Source organism: Sinomonas sp. G460-2 (assembly GCF_047759905.1).
Lineage (GTDB): Bacteria > Actinomycetota > Actinomycetes > Actinomycetales > Micrococcaceae > Sinomonas.
The window spans coordinates 1-3616 of sequence record NZ_JBKZWT010000350.1 but is presented as its reverse complement, the minus strand read 5'-3'; the positions used below and the strand labels follow the sequence as shown (position 1 = coordinate 3616).

Sequence of the window (3616 nt, the reverse complement as noted above, 5' to 3'; positions counted from 1 at the left end):
GACGGCGAGGAGCAGCGGCTGCCCCGACCACAGCCCCACGAGGGACGCGACCGCGAAGCCGAGCAGCCCTCCCACGATCACGGGCTTCGGTCCGATCCGGTCCGAGAGTGTGCCGAAGATCGGCTTGAGGAAGACTTCCGCGACGTCGTACAGCGCGAGCAGCACGCCGAGCACGAGCAGGTTGAGGCCGATGTCCTCGCTCTCGGCGCCCAGCCCCGCCGCGATGCTGTGGGCGCCGAACGCGGTGGTGAATCCCGCCGCGTACAGAGGGACGACGACGGCGCGCGAGGGCGCGGGCGTGGGCTGGGCGTCGGAGGGGCTCACCCGTGAAGTCTATGGAAGCGGGCGCCGGCGCGGAGAAGGATGACGGCGGGGCATGGACGACGGCGGGCATGGACGACGGCGCGGACCTCGCCGAGTCGGTCCGCGCCGTCTTTCGATTGGCTTCCTGGATGGCAGCGCTACGCCTGATCCTCGACGTTGTTCGCCACGTACCAACCTGCCCCGGCCATGAGCAGGCCGAGGACGATCATCATCCAGCTATCCACCGTGCTGAACGCAAAGACGTTCGCGGTGGATGTTCCGGTGACGAACCCGTAGATCGCGAGGACCACGTAGAGGCCGCCAAACCACATGAGGAACCGGCGCGCACCCATCGAGGTACGTCCCATCACGATGCCGACAACGCCAATGACAATTTGCACAACGTTCAACAGCATCGAGGTCTGGAAGACGTTGAACAGCATCGCATGCGAATCCGGCCCAAGGAATTTCAGGTCGCTGTAGCCCTGCGTGAGTCCCGGGATGAACCCGAAGATTCCGACGAGGCCCCAGAGAGCGCCAACCCCCATGGCGAGCAGTTGGATGTCCTTGCGACCAAAGTGGACGCCGTGGTGTGCGTGCGGCGCGGCGGTAGTCATCGTTCCTCCTACCCTGTTGACCTGCCCGTGAGGCAAACGCCCCCAAGGCGCTGGTGTCACGGCGCGCCACCCCTCCGGTCCCACCCCGGAGGGCGGGCGTTGGTCGCAGCATCAACACGTTAATTCTACGTCCGGTAGTGGAAACGAGTATGTGCTGAAGATCACATCCTCCGGGGTGGAATCAGGAAATGCGGCGGCGGTGGGCGCGGTTGCCGCCAACATGACCCTTGAGTACACGGAAGAGAACACGGGCGCGGCCGGGCAGGGCTCGGCGGCCCTCGAGGAGCTCTTCGAGCCCGTCAGGCTCGGATCCCTGCGGGTCCCCAACCGCTTCGCGATGGCGCCGATGACCCGGGAATTCTCCCCGGACGGCACCGTGACCGACGACGTCGCGGGCTACTACGCGCGCCGGGCCGCGGCGGGAGTCGGCCTCCTCATCACTGAGGGCGTCTACGTCTCCGAGGACTCGGGTCCGAGCACGCGGGTCCCGCGTCTCTTCGGCGTGTCTCAGCTCGCGGCGTGGAAGCGGCTCGTCGACGCCGTGCACGCGGAGGGCGGGCTTATCGCCCCGCAGCTGTGGCATCTGGGCGCCGAGCGCGGTGACCATCCCTCGTTCAATCCGCAGCTGCCGACGCTGAGCCCGTCCGGCCTCTCGTCCTCGGGCAAGGCGCGCGGCCGGGCCGCGACCGTCGTCGAGCTCGAGCGCATCCGCGACGACTTTGCGCGGGCCGCACTCGCGGCGAAGGAAGCGGGCTTCGACGCCGTCGAACTCCACGGCGCCCACGGCTACCTCCTCGACCAGTTCCTGTGGGAGGGCACGAACCGCCGCGAGGATCAGTACGGAGGCTCGCTCGAGGCACGGACGCGTTTCCCGGCTGCGGTCGCCGCGGCCGTGCGCGACGCCGTCGGCCCCGAGCTGCCCGTCATCTTCCGCTTCTCCCAGTGGAAGTCGGGCGACTACTCGGCCCGCATTGCCACCACGCCGGCGGAGCTCGAGCCGCTCCTCGGCACGCTCGCGAAGGCGGGCGTCTCGGCGTTCCACGCGTCGACCCGCCGCCACTGGGAGCCTGCGTTCCCCGAGGTCGAGGGGCCCGACGGGCGGCTCGGGCTGGCCGGGTGGTCCAAGAAGGTCACGGGGCTGCCCTCGATCGCGGTGGGCTCCGTTGGCCTCGACGACGCGTTCCAGGTCGCGTTCCAGTCGGGTGGCCGCGCCGAGACGATCGGCCTGGACCCCGTGCTGGAGCAGCTCGGTCGCGGCGAGTTCGACCTCATCGCGCTGGGGCGGGTGCTCCTGAGCGATCCCGCGTGGGTCGAGAAGGTGCGCGAGGGCCGCCACGCCGAGATCGTCCCGTTCCGTGCCGAGGACCGCGAGACGCTCAGCTAGGAACTCCGCCGCGTTCCCGTCCGGTTGATCTGTCCCAATCGGCCGGGAACGCGGCGGGTCGCGTCGGGGCGCAGCGTTCCGGCCGGAAGAAGTGGACAGGAGGCCGCGGGCCTCTACGGCCGCGCCTGAGCGAGGGGCGCGGCGGTCCATGGCAAAGTGGAACGCGATGAAGTTGCGCGCCGATCAGCAAGGGCTCCGCGGCCTTCCCATGCCGCTGTGGCTCCAGGGTGCGGTCGAATCCCTGCAGGCCGTGATCCTCTCGGCCGTCATAGCTATCGCGCCGATCGCGGCGGTCTGGCTCACGGGCGGGTTCGGCGCGCTCCCGGCCGAGGCGGCCGGGCGACTCGCGGGCCAGGCCTGGCTCCTCGCCCACGGCGTGCCGCTCCGTCTCAACGGCGCGGGGCTCGCGCCGATCGGCGGCGCATCCCCTACGTCGAGCGTCCTGAGCCTCATCCCGCTCGGCTTTGCGCTCGTCCCGTTCCTCCTCTCGTGGCGCGCTGGACGGCGCCTGGCCCGCGCGTCGTATGCGGACACGCTGTGGCAGGCCATCCTCGGCGCCGCCGGAATGTACGCCCTCGCGGGCTTCGCCACGGCGTTCGTGTGCAGCACGCCCGAGGTGAGTGCGAGCACGGGCCTCGGCGCCTCGGTCCCGCTCATCCCGGTGGTCCTCGGCCTGGTGGTCGGGGCCCGGCGCGAGGCAGGCTCGTGGACGCGGCTCATCGGCGTCGACGCCGTGGACTGGATCGCCCGCACCGGTCAGTATTCGCGCTGGACCGGAAGCTATCTGTGGGCCGTGATCCGCGCGGGCTTCGTGGCCGCGGTCGCGGCGTTCGGACTCTCTGCGGCGCTCCTCGCGCTTGATCTCGCGATCCGCTGGGCGGACGTCGTGACGGTCTACGAGGCGCTCGGCTCGGGCGGTGTCGGGGGCGCCGCGCTCACGCTCGCCCAGCTCGGCTACGTCCCGAATCTCGCGGTCTGGACGCTTGCGTGGTCCTCGGGGGCCGGCGTCGTCCTCGGCACCGGATCGACGGCGGGCGCGCTCACGACGGCGGTGGGTCCCCTCCCGCCGGTCCCCGTCCTCGCCGCGATCCCCACCTCGTCCGTCCCGCTCACTTCCGCGGCCGTGGTCCTGGCTGTGCTCGCGGGAGTCTTCGGCGGGTGGTGGTTCCAGCGCGCGGGCGAGGATCACCTCGACGAGTGGCTCGCCATCAAGGTTCCTGCGCGGTGGTTCACGGCGACGGTCTCCGCGCTCGTCCTCGGGCTGCTCGTGGGCGCCGTGGCCGGAGCCCTGTGCGCCGGGGCGGCCTGGCTC

At 70.9% G+C, this 3616-nt stretch carries 4 protein-coding genes; 2 read left to right on the top strand and 2 right to left on the bottom strand.

From position 1 onward, the window contains the following. A partial coding sequence (locus tag ACLN58_RS19550; RefSeq protein ID WP_415856905.1) for an MFS transporter occupies positions 1-324 on the bottom strand: 324 nt, incomplete at its 3' end. 137 nt (positions 325-461) lie between these two features. Continuing rightward, positions 462-920, bottom strand: a complete 459-nt coding sequence (locus ACLN58_RS19545; protein WP_415856904.1) for a DUF4383 domain-containing protein — start codon at positions 918-920, stop codon at positions 462-464. A gap of 199 nt (positions 921-1119) precedes the next feature. Between ACLN58_RS19545 and ACLN58_RS19540 the strand changes: the two genes are divergently transcribed. Both ACLN58_RS19540 and ACLN58_RS19535 read left to right on the top strand, forming a co-directional pair. Beyond that, positions 1120-2304 (top strand): 12-oxophytodienoate reductase, encoded by a 1185-nt coding sequence (locus tag ACLN58_RS19540; protein WP_415856903.1) that lies wholly within the window; start codon positions 1120-1122, stop codon positions 2302-2304. A gap of 148 nt (positions 2305-2452) precedes the next feature. Further along, on the top strand, positions 2453-3616 hold a 1164-nt coding region (locus ACLN58_RS19535; RefSeq protein ID WP_415856902.1), incomplete at its 3' end, for a DUF6350 family protein.

Excerpts from the sequence above, each read along its gene's own strand:
- ACLN58_RS19545 (WP_415856904.1), bottom strand. The coding sequence starts at position 920 with ATGACTACCGCCGCGCCGCACGCACACCACGGCGTCCACTTTGGTCGC.